The organism is Micromonospora sp. CV4, from assembly GCF_003667455.1.
In the GTDB taxonomy this organism is placed as follows: Bacteria; Actinomycetota; Actinomycetes; order Mycobacteriales; family Micromonosporaceae; genus Micromonospora.
Window position 1 is genome coordinate 1 of record NZ_RCVI01000149.1, and the last position, 19558, is coordinate 19558.

Annotated in this window: 21 protein-coding genes; 15 read left to right on the forward strand and 6 right to left on the reverse strand. The window is 71.7% G+C overall.

The features are described 5' to 3' along the window. Window positions 1-261, reverse strand: a 261-nt coding sequence (locus EAD98_RS31435) for a hypothetical protein (RefSeq protein ID WP_233583691.1), incomplete at its 3' end; no start/stop codon positions are given. Between the two features lie 51 nt (window positions 262-312). Between EAD98_RS31435 and EAD98_RS02750 the strand changes: the two genes are divergently transcribed. The 5 genes from EAD98_RS02750 to EAD98_RS02770 all read left to right on the forward strand — a co-directional run bounded on the left by EAD98_RS02750 (window position 313) and on the right by EAD98_RS02770 (window position 4624). Continuing rightward, window positions 313-597, forward strand: coding sequence for a GlsB/YeaQ/YmgE family stress response membrane protein (locus EAD98_RS02750; protein WP_121652506.1), 285 nt, complete (start codon window positions 313-315; stop codon window positions 595-597). A gap of 223 nt (window positions 598-820) precedes the next feature. Beyond that, entirely contained in the window at window positions 821-2110 is a 1290-nt protein-coding gene (locus EAD98_RS02755) for a sugar ABC transporter substrate-binding protein (protein WP_121652507.1), read from the forward strand. Next, window positions 2107-3093 (forward strand): carbohydrate ABC transporter permease, encoded by a 987-nt coding sequence (locus EAD98_RS02760; protein WP_121652508.1) that lies wholly within the window; start codon window positions 2107-2109, stop codon window positions 3091-3093. The genes EAD98_RS02755 and EAD98_RS02760 overlap by 4 nt, the downstream gene beginning before the upstream one ends. Beyond that, window positions 3090-3920 carry a carbohydrate ABC transporter permease gene (locus tag EAD98_RS02765; RefSeq protein WP_121652509.1) on the forward strand — a complete coding sequence of 277 codons (831 nt, stop codon included), beginning with the start codon at window positions 3090-3092 and terminating at the stop codon, window positions 3918-3920. The genes EAD98_RS02760 and EAD98_RS02765 overlap by 4 nt, the downstream gene beginning before the upstream one ends. Before the next feature lie 68 nt (window positions 3921-3988). Then, window positions 3989-4624 carry an MOSC domain-containing protein gene (locus EAD98_RS02770; protein ID WP_121652510.1) on the forward strand — a complete coding sequence of 212 codons (636 nt, stop codon included), beginning with the start codon at window positions 3989-3991 and terminating at the stop codon, window positions 4622-4624. Between the two features lie 124 nt (window positions 4625-4748). Here EAD98_RS02770 and EAD98_RS02775 read toward each other — a convergent pair whose 3' ends face one another. Together EAD98_RS02775 and EAD98_RS02780 are read right to left on the reverse strand one after the other, a co-directional pair. Next, window positions 4749-5651, reverse strand: a complete 903-nt coding sequence (locus EAD98_RS02775) for a phytanoyl-CoA dioxygenase family protein (protein WP_233578915.1) — start codon at window positions 5649-5651, stop codon at window positions 4749-4751. A 222-nt stretch (window positions 5652-5873) separates the two neighbouring features. Beyond that, window positions 5874-6734: a hypothetical protein gene (locus tag EAD98_RS02780; protein WP_121652512.1), complete on the reverse strand. Its 861-nt coding sequence runs from the start codon at window positions 6732-6734 to the stop codon at window positions 5874-5876. A 352-nt stretch (window positions 6735-7086) separates the two neighbouring features. On the opposite strand from EAD98_RS02780, the gene EAD98_RS02785 reads away from it, so the two are divergent. After that, window positions 7087-7851, forward strand: coding sequence for an SDR family NAD(P)-dependent oxidoreductase (locus EAD98_RS02785; RefSeq protein WP_121652513.1), 765 nt, complete (start codon window positions 7087-7089; stop codon window positions 7849-7851). Between the two features lie 103 nt (window positions 7852-7954). On the opposite strand, the gene EAD98_RS02790 is transcribed toward EAD98_RS02785, so the two are convergent. Then, window positions 7955-8743, reverse strand: a complete 789-nt coding sequence (locus EAD98_RS02790; protein WP_121652514.1) for an enoyl-CoA hydratase-related protein — start codon at window positions 8741-8743, stop codon at window positions 7955-7957. A 19-nt stretch (window positions 8744-8762) separates the two neighbouring features. Between EAD98_RS02790 and hemW the strand changes: the two genes are divergently transcribed. Next, window positions 8763-9986, forward strand: a complete 1224-nt coding sequence (gene hemW, locus EAD98_RS02795) for a radical SAM family heme chaperone HemW (protein WP_199723259.1) — start codon at window positions 8763-8765, stop codon at window positions 9984-9986. Between the two features lie 40 nt (window positions 9987-10026). Here the strand turns inward: hemW and EAD98_RS02800 are convergent, their stop codons facing one another. Continuing rightward, window positions 10027-10650, reverse strand: coding sequence for a DUF4870 domain-containing protein (locus tag EAD98_RS02800; RefSeq protein ID WP_199723258.1), 624 nt, complete (start codon window positions 10648-10650; stop codon window positions 10027-10029). A 199-nt stretch (window positions 10651-10849) separates the two neighbouring features. On the opposite strand from EAD98_RS02800, the gene hrcA reads away from it, so the two are divergent. The 3 genes from hrcA (at window position 10850) to EAD98_RS02815 (ending at window position 13827) form a co-directional block, all read left to right on the forward strand. Next, on the forward strand, window positions 10850-11872 hold the full coding sequence (gene hrcA / locus EAD98_RS02805) for a heat-inducible transcriptional repressor HrcA (protein ID WP_121652517.1): 1023 nt from the start codon (window positions 10850-10852) through the stop codon (window positions 11870-11872). Window positions 11873-11945: 73 nt separating this feature from the next. Continuing rightward, entirely contained in the window at window positions 11946-13091 is a 1146-nt protein-coding gene (gene dnaJ, locus EAD98_RS02810; protein ID WP_199723260.1) for a molecular chaperone DnaJ, read from the forward strand. A 1-nt stretch (window position 13092) separates the two neighbouring features. Then, the gene (locus tag EAD98_RS02815) at window positions 13093-13827 is read left to right on the forward strand and encodes a 16S rRNA (uracil(1498)-N(3))-methyltransferase (protein WP_121652518.1); all 735 of its coding nucleotides are present in this window, start codon (window positions 13093-13095) and stop codon (window positions 13825-13827) included. Window positions 13828-13895: 68 nt separating this feature from the next. Here EAD98_RS02815 and EAD98_RS02820 read toward each other — a convergent pair whose 3' ends face one another. Continuing rightward, window positions 13896-14657, reverse strand: a complete 762-nt coding sequence (locus tag EAD98_RS02820) for an SDR family NAD(P)-dependent oxidoreductase (RefSeq protein WP_121652523.1) — start codon at window positions 14655-14657, stop codon at window positions 13896-13898. A gap of 47 nt (window positions 14658-14704) precedes the next feature. Here EAD98_RS02820 and EAD98_RS02825 point away from each other — a divergent pair, with 47 nt between their 5' ends. The 5 genes from EAD98_RS02825 (at window position 14705) to EAD98_RS02845 (ending at window position 19533) form a co-directional block, all read left to right on the forward strand. Then, a complete protein-coding gene (locus tag EAD98_RS02825; RefSeq protein WP_121652519.1) occupies window positions 14705-15064 on the forward strand; it encodes a histidine triad nucleotide-binding protein in 360 nt (119 codons plus the stop codon). After that, on the forward strand, window positions 15061-16458 hold the full coding sequence (locus EAD98_RS02830) for a serine hydrolase (RefSeq protein ID WP_233583692.1): 1398 nt from the start codon (window positions 15061-15063) through the stop codon (window positions 16456-16458). The genes EAD98_RS02825 and EAD98_RS02830 overlap by 4 nt, the downstream gene beginning before the upstream one ends. A gap of 130 nt (window positions 16459-16588) precedes the next feature. After that, on the forward strand, window positions 16589-17647 hold the full coding sequence (locus EAD98_RS02835) for a PhoH family protein (RefSeq protein WP_121652520.1): 1059 nt from the start codon (window positions 16589-16591) through the stop codon (window positions 17645-17647). A gap of 15 nt (window positions 17648-17662) precedes the next feature. Continuing rightward, window positions 17663-18136: an rRNA maturation RNase YbeY gene (ybeY, locus tag EAD98_RS02840; protein WP_121652521.1), complete on the forward strand. Its 474-nt coding sequence runs from the start codon at window positions 17663-17665 to the stop codon at window positions 18134-18136. Next, window positions 18136-19533, forward strand: coding sequence for a hemolysin family protein (locus EAD98_RS02845; protein WP_121652522.1), 1398 nt, complete (start codon window positions 18136-18138; stop codon window positions 19531-19533). Before ybeY ends, EAD98_RS02845 begins: the two co-directional genes overlap by 1 nt. The last annotated feature ends 25 nt before the right edge of the window (window positions 19534-19558 follow it).

Genomic DNA, 19558 nt, shown 5'->3' on the forward strand with positions numbered 1-19558 from the left:
CCCGCTCTCCTTGATCCACTCGATATCGGCGATATCGGCCTTTCCCCCCGGCCGCGATACCCCGATGTCGCCGACCTCGTGTCGATCAAGCGCTCGCCGCCACCCAGCACGGCGCCGCCCGCCGATCGCAACGCCGCCGCTCGGGCTCTTCTCCGACGAGGCCGAGGGGGTGGGTGGAACAGGTACCTGTCGTCCTGGTCGTGATCGTCTGGTGGCCGAAGTCGGTTTGGATTTTCGGCGCTTCGGGAACTTAGCGGTCACGACAGGAAGCACACACAGCGTGTGTCAGACATTCTTAGAAGGAGGGCGACCGTGGAGCTCACCGTGTGGGGCATCATCACTGCGATCGTTGTCGGTCTCATCGTCGGGGCCCTGGGCCGCCTGGTCGTTCCGGGCCGCCAGAACATGCCGATCTGGCTGCACCTGCTGATCGGTGTCGGCGCGGCCCTGCTGGGCACCGTGCTGGCGCGGGCGATCGGCATCGCGACCGAGACCAGCGGTATCGACTGGGGCGAGCTGCTCGTGCAGGTGGTTCTGGCCGCGATCGCGGTCGCGCTGGTGGCCGGCGTGGGTCGCCGCCGCAGCATCACCCGATAACAACCCGGCATCACCGTACGACGGCAAAGAGCGCCCGGCCCTCGGCCGGGCGCTCTTTCGTGCGGGAGTGCCCGACTTCGGCCCGATGCCAGAGCCCCTTTCGCGGCCCCGCTGCGGTACGGTCGCCTCGCTTTCGCCGGCACGCCCACTGTCGTAAAGGAATTCTTCGTACTAGGGTGCGGCGGAGAAGGTTAGTTCCAGGCGGCGTGAGGGGAGAAGTGGCGTGAACAGGTGGAAGCGGCTGGCCCCGGTCACCGCTGTGGTGGCCTCGGCCGCGATGGTGCTGACCGGCTGCGGAGGCTCCTCCGGCGATGACGCGGCGGACGACAGCAAGCTCACGGTCTGGATGATGGGCGAGGGCGGGGACGCGCAGAACACCTTCCTCGACGGGGTGGAGACCGAGTTCCGGCAGAAGCACCCCGACACCGACGTGGTGGTCCAGTACATTCCCTGGCTCGAAGCGCCCAAGAAGTTCCAGGCCGCGCTCGCCGGTGGTGAGGGGCCGGACGTCACCGAGCTGGGCAACACCGAGACCCAGGGCTGGGCGGCCCAGGAGGCGCTCGCCGACGTGAGTGGCCGGATGGGTGGCTGGGCCGACGGCAAGGACCTGCTGCCCGACCTGGTCCGCAACGCGCAGCTCGACGGCAAGCAGTACGGCGTGCCCTGGTACGCCGGCGTGCGCGCGATCTACTACCGCACCGACTGGTTCGCCGAGGCCGGCGTGCAGCCGCCGAAGACCTGGGACGACCTGGTCACCGTGGCCAAGGCTGTGCAGGCGAAGAAGAAGGGCACCTACGGCATCGCCCTGCCGGGCAACTCCGAGCTGCCCTTCTACTCCTTCCTCTGGGGTGCCGGCGCCGAGATCGCCACCAACCAGGGCGGCACCTGGAAGTCCGGCTACAACACGCCGGAGGCGCAGCGGGCGGTCAAGTTCTGGACCGACCTGGTGACCGTCCACAAGGTGGCCCCGCCGGCCGCGGCTGGTTGGAACGAGATCGACGCCCGCACCCAGTTCGCCACCGGCAAGGCCGCGATGGCCTTCGCCGGCAGCTGGCAGCAGGGCGCCATCAAGAAGGACAACCCCGAGATCGAGAAGGTCTGGGGTACGTTCCCGATCCCCGGCCCGGACGGCAAGGCGGCGCCCGGTTTCGCCGGTGGTTCGGACGTGGCGATCTGGAAGGACAGCGAGCGCCAGGATCTGGCCTGGGACTACCTGACCGTGCTGCTGAACAAGAAGAACGCGCAGAGCTTCGCGAGCAGCCTCGGCTTCTTCCCGGTCTACCAGGATCTGGTCGCCGGTGGCACGTACGCCAACGACAAGATCATGGCGTCGTTCGCCACCACCATGCAGAACACCAAGCTCACGCCGCTCACGCCGAAGTGGGTGGAGGTCAGCCGGACGAAGACGGTGACCCAGGCGATGAACAGCTCGGTCATGAAGGGTCAGAAGACGGTCGAGAAGGCCACCGCCGACGCGTCCGCTGAGATGGAAGGCATTCTGAACAGCAAGTGAGCCTACTGCTTAAGGGTGCCGAGGCGGCCGCCGCGCGGGAGACCCCCGCGCGGCGGCGTCGCCCGGTCGACCGCCTGCCGTACCTGCTGCTGCTGCCCGCGCTGGCGATCATCGGGGTGCTGCTGCTCTGGCCGCTCGGCCAGGTGGTGGCGATGTCCTTCTACCGGTTGAACAGCGTCCGGCAACTGCGCGGCGACCGGGAGTGGCCGTGGGTGGGGCTGGGCAACTACGCCGACATCCTCTCCGATCCGTTCTTCCTGACGGTGCTGCGCAACACGGTCCTGTTCGCCGCGGCCAACGTGCTGCTCACGATGGTCCTCGGCACCCTGGTCGGGCTGCTGCTCAACCGGCTCGGCCGCAAGATGGCCACCTTCGTGGCGAGTTGCGTGATGCTCGCCTGGGCCACCCCGGCGCTGACCGGCACGATCGTCTGGAAGTGGATCTTCGACGACACCAGCGGTCTGGTCACCTGGCTGTTCAACGCGCTGCCGGACGGCCTCTCCAACGCCCTGTTCGGCCGCAGTGACTGGACCGGCTACGGCTGGTTCAACTCGCCCCTGCTCTTCTTCGCGATCCTCACCCTGGTGGTGGTCTGGCACTCGTTCCCGTTCATCGCGGTGAGCGTGCTCGCCGGCCTGAAGAGCGTGCCGAGCGAACTGCACGAGGCTGCCCGGGTGGACGGCGCCGGCCCCTGGCGGGCGTTCTGGAAGATCACGTTCCCGCTGCTGCGCCCGGTCTTCGGCATCCTGATCGTGCTCTCCACCATCTGGGACTTCAAGGTCTTCACCCAGCAGTTCGTGCTGGCCGGAGGCACCCAGGACCGGCCGACGTTCATGCTCTCCATCTACTCGTACGCGGAGGCGTTCTCGCCGCCGCCGAAGTACGGCCTCGGTGCGGCCATCGCGGTGATCCTCACCCTGATCCTGCTCGTGGTCACCGGCTTCTACGTACGGATGGTGCTCAGACAGGAGGACGAGTCGTGAAGAAGATCGCCCTCAACGGCGCCGGGCTGCTGGTCGCGCTCTTCGCGGCGTTCCCCGTCTACTGGATGATCTCCACTTCGCTGAAGCCGAGCAGGGAGATCTTCTCGTCCACTCCACAGCCGGTGCCGACCCACCCGACGCTGGCGCACTACCGGGAGATCCTGACCGGCAACCTGATCCCCGGCGTGAGCTTCGCCGACTTCTTCCTCAACAGCGCACTGGTCGCCGTCGCGACGGTGGTGCTCAGCGGCCTGGTCGCCCTGCTCGCCGCGACCGCGGTGGCCCGGTTCCGCTTCAAGCTGCGGACCAGCTTCCTGATCATGCTGCTGGTGGTGCAGATGATCCCGCTGGAGGCGCTGGTCATCCCGCTGTTCCTGATGATCCAGCGGCTCGGCCTCTACAACACCCTGCCCAGCCTCATCCTCACGTACCTGGGCTTCTCGCTGCCGTTCGCGGTCTGGATGCTGCGCGGCTTCGTCGCCGCGGTGCCCAAGGAGTTGGAGGAAGCGGCCGCCATCGACGGCGCCAGTCGGGCCCAGATCTTCCGCCGGATCCTGTTCCCGCTGGTCGCGCCCGGCCTGGTGGCCACCAGCATCTTCTCGTTCATCACCGCGTGGAACGAGCTGATCTTCGCGTTGACGTTCATCAACGACCAGAACCGCTACACCCTGCCGGTGGCGATGACCTTCTTCTTCGGCCGGGACGACACCAACTGGGGCCCGGTGATGGCCGCGTCCACCCTGTTCACCCTGCCGGTCATCATCTTCTTCCTGCTGGTGCAGCGGCGGATGGTCTCCGGCCTGGTCGCCGGCGCCGTCAAGGGCTGACGGCCGCCCACGGCTGTCGGCGATCTTGGCGACGCCCCACCCCGTCGGGCCCCGCTAGGCTGACCGCCATGACGGGCAGGGTGGCAGCGGTGAACCTCGGTGTGGTCACCGAGGCCGAGTGGGCCGGCGACGCGAGCGGTCGCAGCGGCATCGACAAGCGGCCGGTGGACGCGCCGGTGCTGATCCGGGTCGACGGGGTGGTCGGCGACTTCATCGGCGAGCGAGCCCACCACGGCGGCGCGGACCAGGCGGTCTACGCCTACGCGGAGGAGGACGGCGCCTGGTGGGCGACCGAACTGGGCCGGGACATCGGGCCCGGCGGCTTCGGCGAGAACCTCACCACGTATGCAGTCGACGTGACCGGCGCGGTGATCGGTGAGCAGTGGCAGATCGGGTCCGCCCTGCTTGAGGTGACCAAGCCCCGAACGCCGTGCACCACCTTCGCCGGCTTCTGGGGCGTACCGGACCTGATCAAGCGGTTCACCGTCCGGGCGCTGCCCGGGGCCTACCTGCGGGTGCTGCGCGAGGGGGAGGTGGGCCCGGGCGACCCGGTCGAGGTGGTGGACCGGCCCGCGCACGGCGTGACCATCGGCGAGGTGTTCCGGGCCACCAGCCTGGAGCCGGAGCTGTTGCCCCGGCTGCTGGAGGCACCCGACCTGCCGGAGTCGATCCGGGAGAAGGCCCGCCGCCGGCTGGGGCGGTGACGACCGCCGAGCGGGCACACCGCCGGGGTCGGCCGACCGCCATCGCCCGGCGTTCACCCGGCGGCAGATATGCGAAGGGGCCCCTTGTTATCCGAGACGCGATAACAAGGGGCCCCTTCCTCCGTCAGCGGAGCCAGGGGACGCTGCGGTCCAGCAGACCGCGCTCCTTGAGCTCCTTGCGCAGCGGGATCTCGTCGTCGACGTACCCGTCCCAGTTGATGCCCCAGTAGTTCGCGGTGTGGGTGCCCTCACCGATCAGCTGGCGCTGCACGGGCGTGCGGTTGCGGTACCACTCGCCGTTCAGGTCCGGGTGCAGCTCGTCCAGCGGGCGGATCCACCGGTAGGTGTAGCCGACGAAGAGCATCTTGCGGGTGATGGTCGACAGGTTCGTCGACCGAGAGTGCCACTGCCGGCGGTCGAAGATGAAGGCGTCACCCGGGTTGGCGGTGATCTCCACCGTGCCCTCCGGGTCCGGGTTGTGCACGCTGAGGTCCTTCGGCCGGGGCAGTGAGTTCAACAGGTGGCTGCCCGGGATGACCTTGGTGGCGCCGCGACCGGTCTCGGAGAGGTCGGAGAGCACGTACGCGACCTTCAGCGAGAACATCGGCCGGGGCAGGTTCGGGTCCATCGTCTCCGGGTCGGAGTTCTGGCGGTACCCGTCCTGGTGCCAGCCCCAGTACGGCTTCTCCGGCTCGGCGGCCGGCGGGGTGACGTCCAGGTGGTTGTGGTGGGTGTAGATGTTCCAGCCGGCCAGCCCCCACATGTACGGGAAGGCGATCGGGTGGGTGAGCAGCTCACCGAAGAGCTCGTCGCGCTCCAGGAAGCCCAGCAGGTGCAGGGTGCCGTCCTTCTTGGTGTTGCCCTTGGCCTGTTCCTCCGCGTAGACGCGGTCGACCGCCGCCTCCAGCGCCGCCCGGTGATCCTCGGTCAGGACGTTGCGCAGCAGGAGGAAGCCCTGCTCGTGGAACTCCTTGCGGTCAGTGTCGCTGATCGGTTCGTAGCCGGTCCGGTCGCCGTAATCGAACACCGCGTCGTACCCCTCCCCATGAGGTGAAACCATTTCTGGCACAGGCCGCCGATCGTAACGCGCATGCCTCGGCCTTGGGGAGGGCGTGCGGCACGGGTGGACCCGGGCCGGACCGCGTGCAGCGGAACCATCACGGATGGTCAAATTTGCGTGATCACTAGCGGTGTCTGCCGGTTTTTGTCCGATTGTGCGGTGACTGCCGGTTAAGAGATCAGGGCCGGGTCACCCCTCGGCGAACACCTCGGCCACCACCTGCCCGGCGGGCCCCTGTTCGCCGCTCACCTGCCCCCAGGTGCCGTCCCGGGCGGTCCACTCCAGGCCACCGAAGCGGACCCGCTTCAGGCCGTGGTCCTGTGCGTGCGAGACCAGCCAGTGCGCGTACCGCCAGCCGTCGCGCTGGTCGCCCGCGGCCACGGCCAGCCCGGTCTGGTCCGTCGGGTCGGTGCTCGACACCCCCCAGTCCAGCACCAGGTTGCGGGTCAACTGGGCGGCCGCCGCCGCGCCGCGCATCGCCGGGGTACGCCCCACCGAGCAGGCGACCGCGCCGGTGGCGTCGCCCAGCAGGGCCCGGCTGAGCACCTCGGAGTCGTCGGCCCACTTCTGGTACGCCTCGGGGAACGCCGAGCGCTGCACCCGCTGGGCGGCGTCGGTGACCCGCATCGACTCCCAGCCACGCACCTTCTTCAGCGCCGCGTAGAAACGGTTCGCCGCGTAGCGCGGGTCGCGGATCTGCTTGGGGGTGCCCCAGCCCTGGCTCGGGCGCTGTTGGAACAGGCCGACCGAGTCACGGTCGCCGTCGGCGAGGTTGCGCAGCCCGGATTCCTGGTACGCCGTGGCCAGCGCGACCACCACGGCCCGCTCGGGCATCCCGCGCTGCGCGCCGATCGCCGCGATGGTCGCCGCGTTGGCCATCTGGTCGGGGTCCAGTGCGACCCGGCCGTCGGCATGGACCGTGCAGGTCCGCGCGGACAGCGGCAGTCGCAGCTGGTCTCCGACCTGCCGCACGACGAGCCAGACTGCGATCACGGCGATGAGGATGAGAACCACTCCACCCGCCACGGTTGCCCGAGTTCGCACCCACACCCCCAGATCGACAGTCCGACAAGCGTACGTCCCGCGGCGACCTATCCGGGTCGTCCGACCGGTTTCGCCGTGGCCGGCCCCGGCCGCACCGACCGACGTTCCCGCTCCGGCAGCGGTCTCACCTGCGCCTACCAGGCCTTCCGCCCGCCACAATTCGACAATAATCGGGCATTAAGCGCTGGACGCGTGGTCCGCGCGGAGTGGCCTGTCGTCGGCATCACCCCACCGGGCACGGTCAGAGGTGATTGATCGGTCAAGGATCTGTGTTGATTGACGTGTCAATTGCGGGAGCTGGTTCGCGGACCCCTGCGGACACACAGCCTCGGAAGATCACGGATCAAGGAGGAGCCCCATGGGAACGCTGGATGGCAAGGTCGTGCTCATCACCGGCACCGGAGGTGGTCTGGGCCGGGTCGCGGCGCTGGCCTTCGCGCGGGAAGGCGCACGGGTCGTCGGCGCCGACATCCAGATCGACGGCAACAACGAGACGGTCGAACTGGTCCGGAACGCGGGCGGTGAGATGACCGGCCTCGCCCCGGTCGACCTCACCGACCCCGAACAGGTGCGCAAGCTCGTCGAGGACGCCGTGGAGGCGTACGGCGGGCTCGACGTGGTCTACAACAACGCGGCCGCGCTCCGCTTCGGTCCGATGCCCGACTTCTCCGTCGAGGACTGGCGGTACACCATCACCGGCGAACTCGACATTCCCTTCTTCGTGTCGAAGTTCGCCTGGCCGCACCTGGTCCGGCGGGGCGGCGGCGTCATCATCAGCGCCGCTTCGATGGCCGGGATGATCGGTGGCCACGTCCCCCCGATGGTCGGGCACGCCGCCGCGAACGCCGGCATCGTCGGCATGACCCGACAGCTCGCGCTCGAAGGCGCGCCCCACGGGATCCGCGCGGTGGCGATCAGCCCCGGGCCCATCGTGAGCCCGGCCAGCGAACGCGACCTCGGCGACAACCAGGCGGCCCGGGACGCGATCATCGGCAAGACCCTGGTCAAGCGCTTTGCTCAACCGGAGGAGGTCGCCGAGCTGGTGGTCTTCCTCGCGTCCGACCGGGCGTCGTACATCACCGGGGCGAACTACCCGGTCGACGGCGGCGCGACCGCGTGGTGACCGGCCCAGGGGCGCCGCCCTGCCCAGGCGGCGCCCCGACCTCTCCGAGGGCGGACACCGGGCAACGGCAACCGCTCACCCGCGAAAGGGCAACGGCAACAGCTCACCCGTCGAGAGCGGGCACCCAGCTCGCCGGTCGCTTCTCCCGGAACGCGGTGACCCCCTCGCGTCCCTCGTCGGAGAGGAAGTAGCCGGTCGAGAGAGCGGACAGCCGGGCCAGCTCGGCGCGCAGCTCGGCGGTGGCCGGTCGGCGCAGCAGCTCCTTCGCGCCGGCCAGCGCGCCGGGGGCGCCGCGCACCAGCGAGTCGCAGTACCGGCTGACCGCCGCGTCCAGCCCGTCCGCCGGGACAGCGGCGGTGACCAGGCCGATCTCGGCGGCCCGCCGGCCGTCGAAGGTGTCCCCGGTCAGGTACAGCTCGGCGGCGGCGCGCGGGCGCAGCCGGGGCAGCACGGTCGCCGAGATGACCGCCGGGATCACCCCGATCCGCACCTCGGTGAAGGCGAACGTCGCCTCGTCGGCGCAGACGGCCAGGTCGGCGGCGGCGATCAGGCCCAACCCGCCGGCCCGCGCCGGCCCGGCGACCCGGGCCAGCACCGGCTTCGGGCACTCCCAGAGCGCGGCGAGCACGTCGCCCAGCATTCCGGCCGGCACCGACCCGCTGGCGTACGCCGCGGCGGTCTCCTTCAGATCCGCGCCCGAGCAGAAGACCGGGCCGGTGTGGTCGAGCACGATCACCCGGACCGCGTCGTCGGCGATCGCGTCGGCCAATCCGGCCAGCAGCTGCGTCATCAGGCCGGTGGAGAGCGCGTTGCGGTTGTGCGGGCTGTCCAGGGTGAGGGTGGTCACCCCGCGGGCCGTGGAGACCCGCACGAGCACGTCGGGAGAGGTCATGCCGGGCACACTAGTGGCCATGCCCGGCGTCCTTCCAGATGGTGAGACCGTCCCCGCCGACGGATCGCTGCCCGCCACCGCCACCACCGCGGTCGGCGCGCGCGGCTTCGGCGTATACGTCCACGTGCCGTTCTGTGCCAGCCGCTGCGGCTACTGCGACTTCAACACCTACACCGCGGCCGAGCTGGGTGGCGGCGCCAGCCGCGAGGGGTACGCGGACACCGTGCTGGCCGAGTTGACGCTCGCCGCCCGGGTGCTGGGCGACAGCCCACCGCCGCGGGTCGACACGGTCTTCGTGGGCGGTGGCACGCCCACCCTGCTCCCCGCCGACGACCTGGCCCGCATCCTCGACGGCATCGACCGCACCTGGGGGCTCGCCGCCGACGCCGAGGTCACCACCGAGGCCAACCCGGAATCGGTCACCCCGGAATCGTTGAAGCTGCTGCGGGCCGCCGGCTACACCCGGATCTCGCTGGGCATGCAGTCCGCCTCCCCGGGAGTGCTGGCGATCCTGGACCGCAAACACAGCGCCGGCCGGGCCACCGCCGCCGCCCTGGAGGCGCGCGACGCCGGGTTCGAGCACGTCAACCTGGACCTGATCTACGGAACCCCGGGGGAGCGGGCCGAGGACTTCGCCGCCTCGCTGGACCAGGTCGTGGCCGCCGGGGTGGACCACGTCAGCGCGTACGCCCTGATCGTCGAGGACGGCACCCGGCTCGCCGCCCGGATGCGGCGCGGCGAGCTGGCGTACCCCAGTGACGACGTGGCCGCGGACCGCTACCTTGCCGCGGAGGCCGCGCTCGACGCGGCCGGGCTGTCCTGGTACGAGGTCTCCAACTGGGCCCGCACCGACGAGGCACGGTGCCGGCACAACCTGCTCTACTGGACCGGCGCCGACTGGTGGGGGCTGGGCCCCGGAGCGCACAGCCACGTCGGCGGGGTGCGCTGGTGGAACGTCAAACACCCCTCGGCGTACGCCCAGCGGCTGGCCGCCGGCGCGTCACCCGGCCTGGCCCGCGAGGTGCTCACCGCCGACGAGACGCACATGGAGGACGTCATGCTCCGGCTGCGGCTCGCCAGCGGGCTGCCGCTGGCGGTGCTCGACGCCGCGGGCCGGGCCGGCGCCGAGCGGGCGCTGGCCGGCGGTCTGCTGGCCGCACCGGAGTACGCGGCGGGCCGGGCGGTGCTCACCCTGCGCGGCCGGCTGCTCGCCGACGCCGTGGTGCGCGACCTGCTGCCCTGAGGCGGTGCACCGGGCCGGCCGGGGGAGCGGCCGACCCGGGTCACTTGATGAAACTGGCCGACATCGGGTAGCGGTAGTGGCTGCCCTCGTTGGCCTTCATGCCGGCGATGATCCCGAACAGGATCTGGATCACCACCACCGCGATGCTGGGCAGGAAGAGCAGGCACCAGCTCACGAAGAGCAGCACGAACGCGATGATCGACCAGAGGATCTGGAAGTTCAGCGCGGCCAGGGCGTGCGCCCGGACGGTCGGGGACTGCTGACCGCGGGCCAGGTAGGCGATGAGCGGGCCGACGAAGCCCAGCGGGCCGAAGCTGATCAGCGCGCCGGCGGCGCCGCCGAAATGCGCGACCAGCGCCCAGGTCTTGTCATCGTTGTTGGCGTAGCCGCCGCCGGGGCCGCCGTAGGCGCCGCCGGCCGGATAGCCGCCAGGGGGGTAGCCACCGGGCGGCGGGTAACCACCGGGCGGAGGGTAGCCGCCTGACGGCGGTTGGTCACCGGAGGGTGGCGGATAGCCACCGGCCGGGGGATAGCCGCCCGGGCCAGGTGCCCCGGACAGTGGTGCGGTGGGTGGCTCGGCCGAGGAGGACGGGCCCGGCGAGGTCGGCTCCGGCGGGTAGTTGCCGGGGTCTCCCGCACCGGGAGGGCGAGGTGGTTCAGTCATGGGTGTCACGGTAGGGGCCGGTGGCAACGCCGCACCAGAGCGACACCGCCGCGCCGGGCCGGCTGAACGGACAGCGACGGTCTTGATCATCGCGCGGGCGGGCGGGCCGACGTAGACTGGCACTCGTTACAGTCGAGTGCCAGGACGGCCCGCCGGCCCCACGGGCGCCGGCGGCCGACGTGCGACAGGAGGTGCGGAGATGGGTCTCGACGACCGCAAGCTCGCCGTGCTCCGCGCCATCGTCGAGGACTACGTCTCCACCCAGGAGCCGGTCGGCAGCAAGGCGCTGGTCGAGCGTCACCAGCTCGGTGTGTCCCCGGCCACGGTCCGCAACGACATGGCCGTGCTGGAGGAGGAGGGCTACATCCGGCAGCCGCACACCAGTGCCGGCCGGGTGCCCACCGACCGCGGCTACCGGCTCTTCGTGGACCGGCTGTCCCGGGTCAAGCCGCTCAGCCCGGCCGAGCGCCGGGCGATCGAGCGCTTCCTGGTCGGCGCGGTCGACCTCGACGACGTGGTGCACCGCACCGTGCGACTGCTCGCCCAACTGACCCGGCAGGTGGCCGTGGTGCAGTACCCGAGCCTGGCCCGCTCCTCGGTGCGCCACCTGGAGCTGGTGCCGATCTCCACCACCCGGCTGATGCTCGTCATGATCGCCGACACCGGGCGGGTCGAGCAGCGGCTGGTGGAGCTGCCCGGGCCCGTGCACCCCGACGACGTCACCGACCTGCGCCGACTCGTCAACGAGAAGCTCGCCGGCGCCCGGCTGTCCGACACTCCGCCGCTGGTGCAGGCGCTGGTCGAGGAGGCGCCGTCGGAGTTGCGCCCCGCGATGACCACGCTCTCCACCGTGCTGCTCGAGACGCTGGTCGAGCGGCACGAGGAACGCATCGCGCTGGCCGGCACCGCCAACCTCACCCGGGGCGGTCTGCTCGACTTCCAGGGCTCGCTGCGGCCGATCCTCGAGGCGCTGGAGGAGGAGGTCGTGCTCCTCAAGCTCATCGGCGAGGCCGAGCCGAGCACGACCCGGGTGCTGATCGGCGACGAGAACGAGTTCGACAACCTGCGCGCCGCCTCGGTGGTCAGCACCGGGTACGGCCCGGGCGCCACCATCGTGGGCGGCCTGGGGGTGCTGGGACCCACCCGGATGGACTACCCCGGCACCATCGCCACGGTGCGCGCCGTGGCACGCTACGTGGGCGAGCTGCTGGCCCAGAACTGACCAGTCAGGGCCGACGGCCGGCTGCGGCCGCCGACCGGCGCAACGCGAGACGAACATGAGGACACGGAACGCAGTGGCCAGGGACTACTACGGCATCCTCGGTGTGAGCCGGGAAGCCTCCGACGACGAGATCAAGCGCGCCTACCGCAAGCTGGCGCGCCAGTTCCACCCGGACGTCAATCCGGACCCGGAGGCTCAGGAGAAGTTCAAGGACATCAACGCCGCGTACGAGGTGCTCTCGGACGACCGCAAGCGGCAGATCGTCGACCTGGGTGGCGACCCGCTCGCCCCGGGTGGCGGCGGCGCCGGCGGCCCGGGCGGTCCCGGTGGAGCCGGCCCGTTCGTCGGGTTCCAGGACATCATGGACGCGTTCTTCGGCGGCGCGGCGGGTGGCGCGCGCGGCCCGCGCCCGCGTACCCGGCCGGGCGCCGACGCGATCCTGCGCCTTGAGCTGGACCTGCACGAGACGGCGTTCGGCGTCGAGGCGCCGATCACCGTCGACACGGCCGTGCTCTGCACCACCTGCTCCGGCGCCGGCACGGCAGCCGGCACCCACCTGGCCACCTGCGAGGCGTGCGGCGGCCGTGGCGAGGTGCAGTCGGTGCAGCGCACCTTCCTCGGCCAGGTGGTCTCCGCCCGCCCGTGCACCGTCTGCCAGGGCTACGGCACCACCATCCCGCACCCCTGCCCCACCTGCGCCGGCGACGGCCGGGTGCGTACCCGTCGCTCGCTGACCGTCAAGATCCCCGCCGGTGTCGAGGACGGCATGCGGATCCGGCTGGCTCAGCAGGGCGAGGTGGGCCCGGGTGGCGGCACCGCCGGCGACCTCTACGTGGAGATCCACGAGCGGCCGCACGACGTGTACTCCCGCAAGGGTGACGACCTGCACTGCCGGGTCACCGTCCCGATGACCGCGGCGGCGCTGGGCACCCGGCTGACCATCAAGACGCTGGACAGCGAGGAGACGGTCGACGTGAAGGCCGGCACCCAGCCCGCCAGCACGCTGCGGCTGCGCGCCCGAGGGGTGCCACACCTGCGCGGCACCGGCCGGGGCGATCTCTACGTGCACCTGGACGTCCGGACGCCGACCAAGCTCGACCCGGACCAGGAGCGGATGCTGCGCGACTTCGCCAAGACCCGGGGCGAGGAGGTCGCCGAGCTGACCAAGCAGGGCGGCTTCTTCTCCCGGATGCGCGACGCGTTCAACGGTCACGCCTGAGGTGTCCGCGCCGCTGTTCCTGGTCGAGGCTCTGCCCACCGGTGACGCGCTGACCCTGGACGGCCCGGAGGGGCACCACGCCGCCACCGTGCAGCGGCTGCGGGTCGGCGAGGAGTTGCTGCTCGCCGATGGCCGGGGCGGCACGGCCGCCGCGGTGGTCACCGCCGTCGGCCGGGGCAGCCTCGATCTCACCGTCACCTCCCGGGGGTACGCGGACGCGCCCGTACCCCGGCTGGTGATCGTGCAGGGCATCGCCAAGGGTGACCGGGGTGAGCTGGCCGTGCAGGCGATGACCGAGGTCGGGGTGGACGAGATCGTGCCCTGGTCGGCGTCCCGCTCGGTGACCCAGTGGCGCGGCGACCGGGGCGTACGGGCTCGGGAGAAGTGGGTGGCGACCGCCCGGGAGGCGGCCAAGCAGGCCCGCCGCCCCTGGCTGCCGGTGGTGGCCGGTGCGCCGGACGAGTCGACGGCCACGGTGGCCCGCCGGATCGCCGGCGCCGCCGCCGCGTTCGTGCTGCACGAGGAGGCCGACGAGCGGCTGACCCTCGCCGAGCTGCCGTCGGCAGGGGAGATCGTCCTGGTGGTCGGCCCCGAGGGCGGCATCGCCCCGGCCGAGCTGACCGCCTTCCGCGAGGCTGGCGGCCAGCCGGTCCGGCTCGGCCCGGCGGTGCTGCGCACCTCCACCGCCGGCGTGGCCGCGCTCAGCGTGCTCGCCACCCGCCTCAACCGCTGGTAGCGCGGGACGCGAGGAAACGGGTCGGCGACTCGACACCCGGTGGTCCGGGCCGATCGTCGGGCCGGCGGTCAGCTGCGCAGGTAGGACGCGCCGTTGAGGTCGAGGATGGCGCCCGACGCCCACTCGGCCAGCGGCGAGGCCAGCCAGTGCACCGCGGCGGCGATCTCTTCCGGCCGGGCCACCCGGTCGAACGGGCTCTGCTCCCGGATGGCCGCGCCCTGCTCACCGCGCAGGTGCTCGGTGACCATGTCGGTCGCCACGAAGCCCGGCGCGACGGTGGCGACCGCGATGCCGTACGGCGCGAGCGCCACCGCGAGGGACTGGCCCAGCGCGTTCAGCCCCGCCTTGCTGGCGCCGTACGCCGGCTGGTCCGGCTCGCCGCGGAACGCGCCCCGGGACGAGACGTTGACGATCCGACCGCCGCGCTCCCGCATGTGCTGGGCGGCGCACCAGGTGACGTTGCCGGCGCCGGTCAGGTTCGTCTCCAGCACCTGCCGCCAGCGCTTCTGCCACTGCTCGTAGGAGGCGCCGAAGATCGGGTGCGGGTCGTCCCGGTCGCCGTACATCCCGGCGTTGTTGACCAGCACGTCCAGGCCGCCCAGCAGGTCGGCGGCCCGGTCGACCATGGCCCGGACCGCGTCCGGGTCGGTGAGGTCGGCGCGGACCACCACGTGCCCCGCGCCGGGCAGTTGCGCGCGTAGCTCCTCCGCCGCGTCCGCCGAGTCGCGGTGGTGGATGGCCACCCGGTCGCCGCCGGCCGCGAACGCCGTCGCCACCGCCCGACCGATCCCGCGTGAGGCCCCGGTCACCAGTACCGCCCGATCCGTCATGCCGGCCATCCTGCCGTACCTTCCCTGACCTTCCCTACACTGCCCCGATGGGATCCGATTGCCTGTTCTGCCGCATCGTCGCCGGGGAGATTCCGGCCACCGTGGTCCGGGAGACCGCCACCACGCTCGCCTTCCGGGACATCGGTCCGAAGGCGCCGGTGCACGTCCTGGTGATTCCGAAGGAGCACTACGCCGACATCGCCACCCTCGCCCAGGGTGACCCGGCCCTGGCCGGGGAGGTGCTGGCCACGGCCGCCGCGGTGGCCGAGGACGAGGGGCTGCTCGGCGACGGCTTCCGGCTGATGTTCAACACCGGCGTGTACGGCGGGCAGGAGGTGTTCCACGTGCACGCACACCTGCTCGGTGGCGCGCCGCTCGGCCCGATGCTCGCCCGGGACCTGGCGTGAGCGCTGACCCGCTGTCCGCCCGGGCCGTCGACGAGCGGCTGGGCCGGCTGGTCCGCCGGGTGCAGGCCGATGCCCGGGTGCCGGCGGTGTCGGCGGCGCTGCACCGGGCCGACCGCCCGCTCTGGAGCTGCACCGTCGGCGGCACCGGCACCGACCGCCCGCTGGGGGCGTCCACCCAGTTCCGGATCGGTTCGGTCACCAAGACCTTCACCGCGGTGCTCACCCTCCAGTGCCGCGACGACGGGCTGCTGGATCTGGACGACCCGGTGGGCCGGCACCTGGACCTGCCCGCCCACGGGGAGCTGACCGTCCGCCGGCTGCTGTCACACACCGGTGGCCTGCAACGCGAGCCGTTCGGCGACGTCTGGGACAACCTGCGCGCGCCGGACGCCGACCAGTTGGTCGCCGAGCTGGACCGGGCCGAGCGCGTGCTGCCACCGGCCCGCCGCTTCCACTACTCGAACCTCGGCCTGGCCGTGCTCGGCCAACTGGTCGCCCGATTGCGCGGCGGCAGCTGGGCCGAGGTGCTCGCCGAGCGGGTGCTGACGCCGTTGGGCCTGGCCGACACCGCCGTGACCCCCGGGCCGGCGGCGGCCACCGGTTTCCTCGTCGACGCGTACTCCGACGAGGCGCACCCGGAGCCGCCGACCGACTTCGGCGCGGTCGGCCCGGCCGCCCAGCTCTGGAGCACGGCGACCGACATGGCCCGCTGGGCGGCGTTCCTCGCCGACCCGGCGGCGCTGGACCCGGCCGGCGCGGTGCTCGCCCCCGCCACGCTGGACGAGATGCGCTGGCCGGTGACCACCACCGACGAGACGCTGTGGGGAGCCGGCTTCGGGCTCGGCCTGATCCTGGTGCCGCAGGGCGAGCGGGTGGTGCACGTGGGGCACGACGGGGCGATGCCCGGATTCCTGGCCGCGGTGTACGGCCGGCGGGGCGGCGACGGCACGGCGGGCGCGATGGGCGCCGCCGTGCTCGGCTCCTCCGGCACGGCGGCGGAGCTGTTCGACCTGCCGCACCGGCTGCTCGCCGCGGCGGTCGAGCACGACCCGGCGGAGATCGAGCCGTGGCGGCCCGGCGCGCCCGCTCCGGCCGCCCTGCGGGGGCTGCTCGGCCGCTGGTGGGGCGAGGGATTCGAGTACGTCTTCTCCTGGCACGACGGCACACTGCGGGCGCGGGGGGCCAACGACCCGGCGGGACGCCCACCGGCGATCTTCACCCCGCTGCCGGACCGGCCGGACGTGTTCCGCACGGTCTCCGGCCGGGAGGTCGGCGAGCTGCTGAGGCTGACCCGGGACGAGTCGGGCGCGGTGGTCCGGATGCACTGGGCCACGTACCGCTTCACCCGCCACCAGGAGACCTTCGACCGGTACGACTTCCGGGCCGGGGGTTGATCGCGGCCAGCGGAAATGGACGCGATGCGGGCCGCGTTGAACCGATACGATGGGGGTAACGTCCGCACGCCGTGCCAGCAGGGCCGGCGCCGAGATCGAGAGCAGGTGCGCGGGGCCTTCGGCCCGACCTATGACTGGCACCCCACCTCCCGGCCCGCCCCGGGTGCAGACCAGGATCACCGTGCCCGACTCGAAGATCATGGTCAATCTGCTCGGCGCAGGTGACGAGATCCTGCGACTGGTCGAACGCTCGGTCACCAGCGACGTGCACGTCCGTGGCAACGAGATCACCATCACCGGTGCGCCCGCGGACAATGCCCTCGCCGAGCGGGTCTTCACTGAGCTGCTCGAACTCATCGAGAAAGGCGAGACCCTGACCACTGACGCGGTTCGGCGTACCGTCGGCATGCTCGAGCAGGGCAGCGCCGAACGGCCCGCCGAGGTCCTGACGCTCAACATCCTCTCCCGGCGCGGGCGCACCATCCGCCCCAAGACCCTCGGGCAGAAGCGGTACGTCGACGCGATCGACTCGCACACCATCGTCTTCGGCATCGGCCCGGCCGGCACCGGCAAGACCTACCTGGCCATGGCGAAGGCCGTCCAGGCGTTGCAGGCCAAGCAGGTCAACCGGATCATCCTGACCCGACCGGCGGTCGAGGCGGGTGAGCGACTGGGCTTCCTGCCCGGCACGCTGAACGAGAAGATCGACCCGTACCTGCGCCCGCTCTACGACGCGCTGCACGACATGCTCGACCCGGAGTCGATCCCGAAGCTGATGGCCGCGGGCACGATCGAGGTCGCCCCACTGGCGTACATGCGCGGCCGCACGCTCAACGACGCGTTCATCATCCTGGACGAGGCGCAGAACACGACGCCCGAGCAGATGAAGATGTTCCTCACTCGGCTCGGCTTCAATTCCAAGATCGTCGTCACCGGTGACGTCACCCAGGTGGACCTTCCCGGCGGCACGACCAGCGGTCTGCGCGTGGTCCGGGAGATCCTGGAGAACGTCGAGGACGTGCACTTCGCCCAGTTGTCCAGCTCCGACGTGGTCCGCCACCAGCTGGTCGGGCAGATCGTCGACGCGTACGCCCGCTGGGACGCCGAGCGGGAGACCCAGCAGGCGCAGGGCGTCCACGCGGTGCCCGGGCGACCCGCCCAGGGCGGCCGGGCCGGCCGCCGCCGCTAAAGCAGAGGAAGCAAGTTGTCCATCGAGATCGCCAACGAGTCCGGTGTCGAGGTCGACACCGACGCCGTGCTCGCCGTCGCCCGGCACGCACTCGACGAGATGGGGGTCAACCCCCTTGCCGAGTTGTCCGTGCTGCTGGTCGACATCGACTACATGACCGAGTTGAACCACCGCTGGATGGGTGGCGAAGGCCCGACCGACGTGCTCGCGTTCCCCATGGACGAGGGCAGCGTCGACCACGGCCCCGGCGAGACCGCCCCGTCCGGCGGTGAGCCGGCCCTGCTCGGCGACATCGTGCTGTGCCCGGAGGTGGCGGCCAAGCAGGCGGCGACCGCCGGGCACGCGCCGGCCGACGAGCTGCACCTGCTCACCGTGCACGGGGTGCTGCACCTGCTCGGCTACGACCACGCCGAGCCGGAGGAGGAGCGGGAGATGTTCGCGCTCCAGGCCCGACTGCTGGCGAGCTGGCGGTCGACCCGCAACCAGTGATGCCCACTCCGATACTGGCGGCCAGCCCCACGGCTGGCCTTCCCGACCTGCAACTGATCGTCTTCGCCGCCGGCCTGGTGGTGCTGGCCGGCCTGATCGCGATGACCGAGGCGGCGCTCGCCGCGGTCTCCCCGGCCCGGGCGGCCGAGCTGGCCCGGGACGGCGTGCGCGGCGCGCGTACCCTCCAGACCGTCGCCGCCGACGTGGTCCGGCACCTCAACCTGCTCCTGCTGTTGCGGCTGCTCGCCGAGCTGACCGCCACCACGCTGGTGGCACTGGTCGCGGTGGACACCTTCGGCGCCGGCTGGCGGGCCGCGTTGGTCACCGCCGGCGCGATGACCGTGGTCAGCTTCGTGGTGGTCGGGGTCGCCCCGCGCACCATCGGCCGACAGCACGCGTACGCCGTCGGGCGGGCGGTGGCGCCGCTGGTCCGCTGGCTGGGCCGGGCGCTCAACCCGCTCGCGTCGCTGCTCATCCTCATCGGCAACGCGGTCACCCCGGGGCGCGGCTTCCGGGAGGGGCCGTTCGCCACCCAGGTGGAGCTGCGTGAGCTGGTCGACCTGGCCGAGCAGCGCGGCGTGGTCGAGCACGGCGAGCGACAGATGATCCACTCGGTCTTCGCGCTCGGCGACACCATCGCCCGCGAGGTGATGGTGCCGCGTACGGAGATGGTGTGGATCGAGGAGGGCAAGACCCTCGAGCAGGCGCTGGCGCTCTTCCTGCGGTCCGGTTTCTCCCGCATTCCGGTGATCGGCGAGAGCGTCGACGACGTGCTGGGTGTGCTCTACCTCAAGGACCTGATCCGGCGCTCCCGGGGCGGTGACCCGGACGCCGAGCAGTTGCCGGTGGCCGAGCTGATGCGTCCGGCGACCTTCGTACCGGAGTCCAAGCCGGTCGACGACCTGCTGTCCGAGATGCAGGCCGCCCGCAACCACCTGGTCATCGTGGTCGACGAGTACGGCGGCACCGGCGGCCTGGTCACGATCGAGGACATCCTGGAGGAGATCGTCGGCGAGATCACCGACGAGTACGATGTCGAACGCCCGCCGGTCGAACGCCTGGCGGACTCCGCCGTGCGGGTCACCGCCCGCCTGCCGGTGGAGAATCTGGGCGAGCTGTTCGACACCGATCTGCCCGCCGACGAGGTGGAGACGGTCGGTGGTCTGCTCGCCCAGTCGCTGGGCCGGGTGCCGATCCCCGGGGCGCAGGTCGAGGTGGCCGGCCTCCGGCTGGTCGCCGAGGGCACCACCGGCCGGCGCAACCGCATAGACACCGTCCTGGTCAGCCGGGTCGAGCCGGGCGACGAGCAGGACACCGCGGGGCGTGGCGAGGACGCCGGCCCCGGGGACGACCAGGACCACTATCGAGACGAGGAGAGGCAACCCGCCGATGCCTGACACACCCGCCGCGCCCGCGGTGTCC

Bases quoted from the DNA above. Each gene is read 5' to 3' on its own strand.
- EAD98_RS02770 (WP_121652510.1), top strand. From the start codon at position 3,989: ATGACGGGCAGGGTGGCAGCGGTGAACCTCGGTGTGGTCACCGAGGCC.
- EAD98_RS02785 (WP_121652513.1), top strand. From the start codon at position 7,087: ATGGGAACGCTGGATGGCAAGGTCGTGCTCATCACCGGCACCGGAGGT.
- EAD98_RS02790 (WP_121652514.1), bottom strand. From the start codon at position 8,743: ATGACCTCTCCCGACGTGCTCGTGCGGGTCTCCACGGCCCGCGGGGTG.
- hemW (WP_199723259.1), top strand. From the start codon at position 8,763: ATGCCCGGCGTCCTTCCAGATGGTGAGACCGTCCCCGCCGACGGATCG.
- EAD98_RS02800 (WP_199723258.1), bottom strand. From the start codon at position 10,650: ATGACTGAACCACCTCGCCCTCCCGGTGCGGGAGACCCCGGCAACTAC.
- hrcA (WP_121652517.1), top strand. From the start codon at position 10,850: ATGGGTCTCGACGACCGCAAGCTCGCCGTGCTCCGCGCCATCGTCGAG.
- EAD98_RS02820 (WP_121652523.1), bottom strand. From the start codon at position 14,657: ATGACGGATCGGGCGGTACTGGTGACCGGGGCCTCACGCGGGATCGGT.
- EAD98_RS02825 (WP_121652519.1), top strand. From the start codon at position 14,705: ATGGGATCCGATTGCCTGTTCTGCCGCATCGTCGCCGGGGAGATTCCG.
- EAD98_RS02835 (WP_121652520.1), top strand. From the start codon at position 16,589: ATGACTGGCACCCCACCTCCCGGCCCGCCCCGGGTGCAGACCAGGATC.
- EAD98_RS02845 (WP_121652522.1), top strand. From the start codon at position 18,136: ATGCCCACTCCGATACTGGCGGCCAGCCCCACGGCTGGCCTTCCCGAC.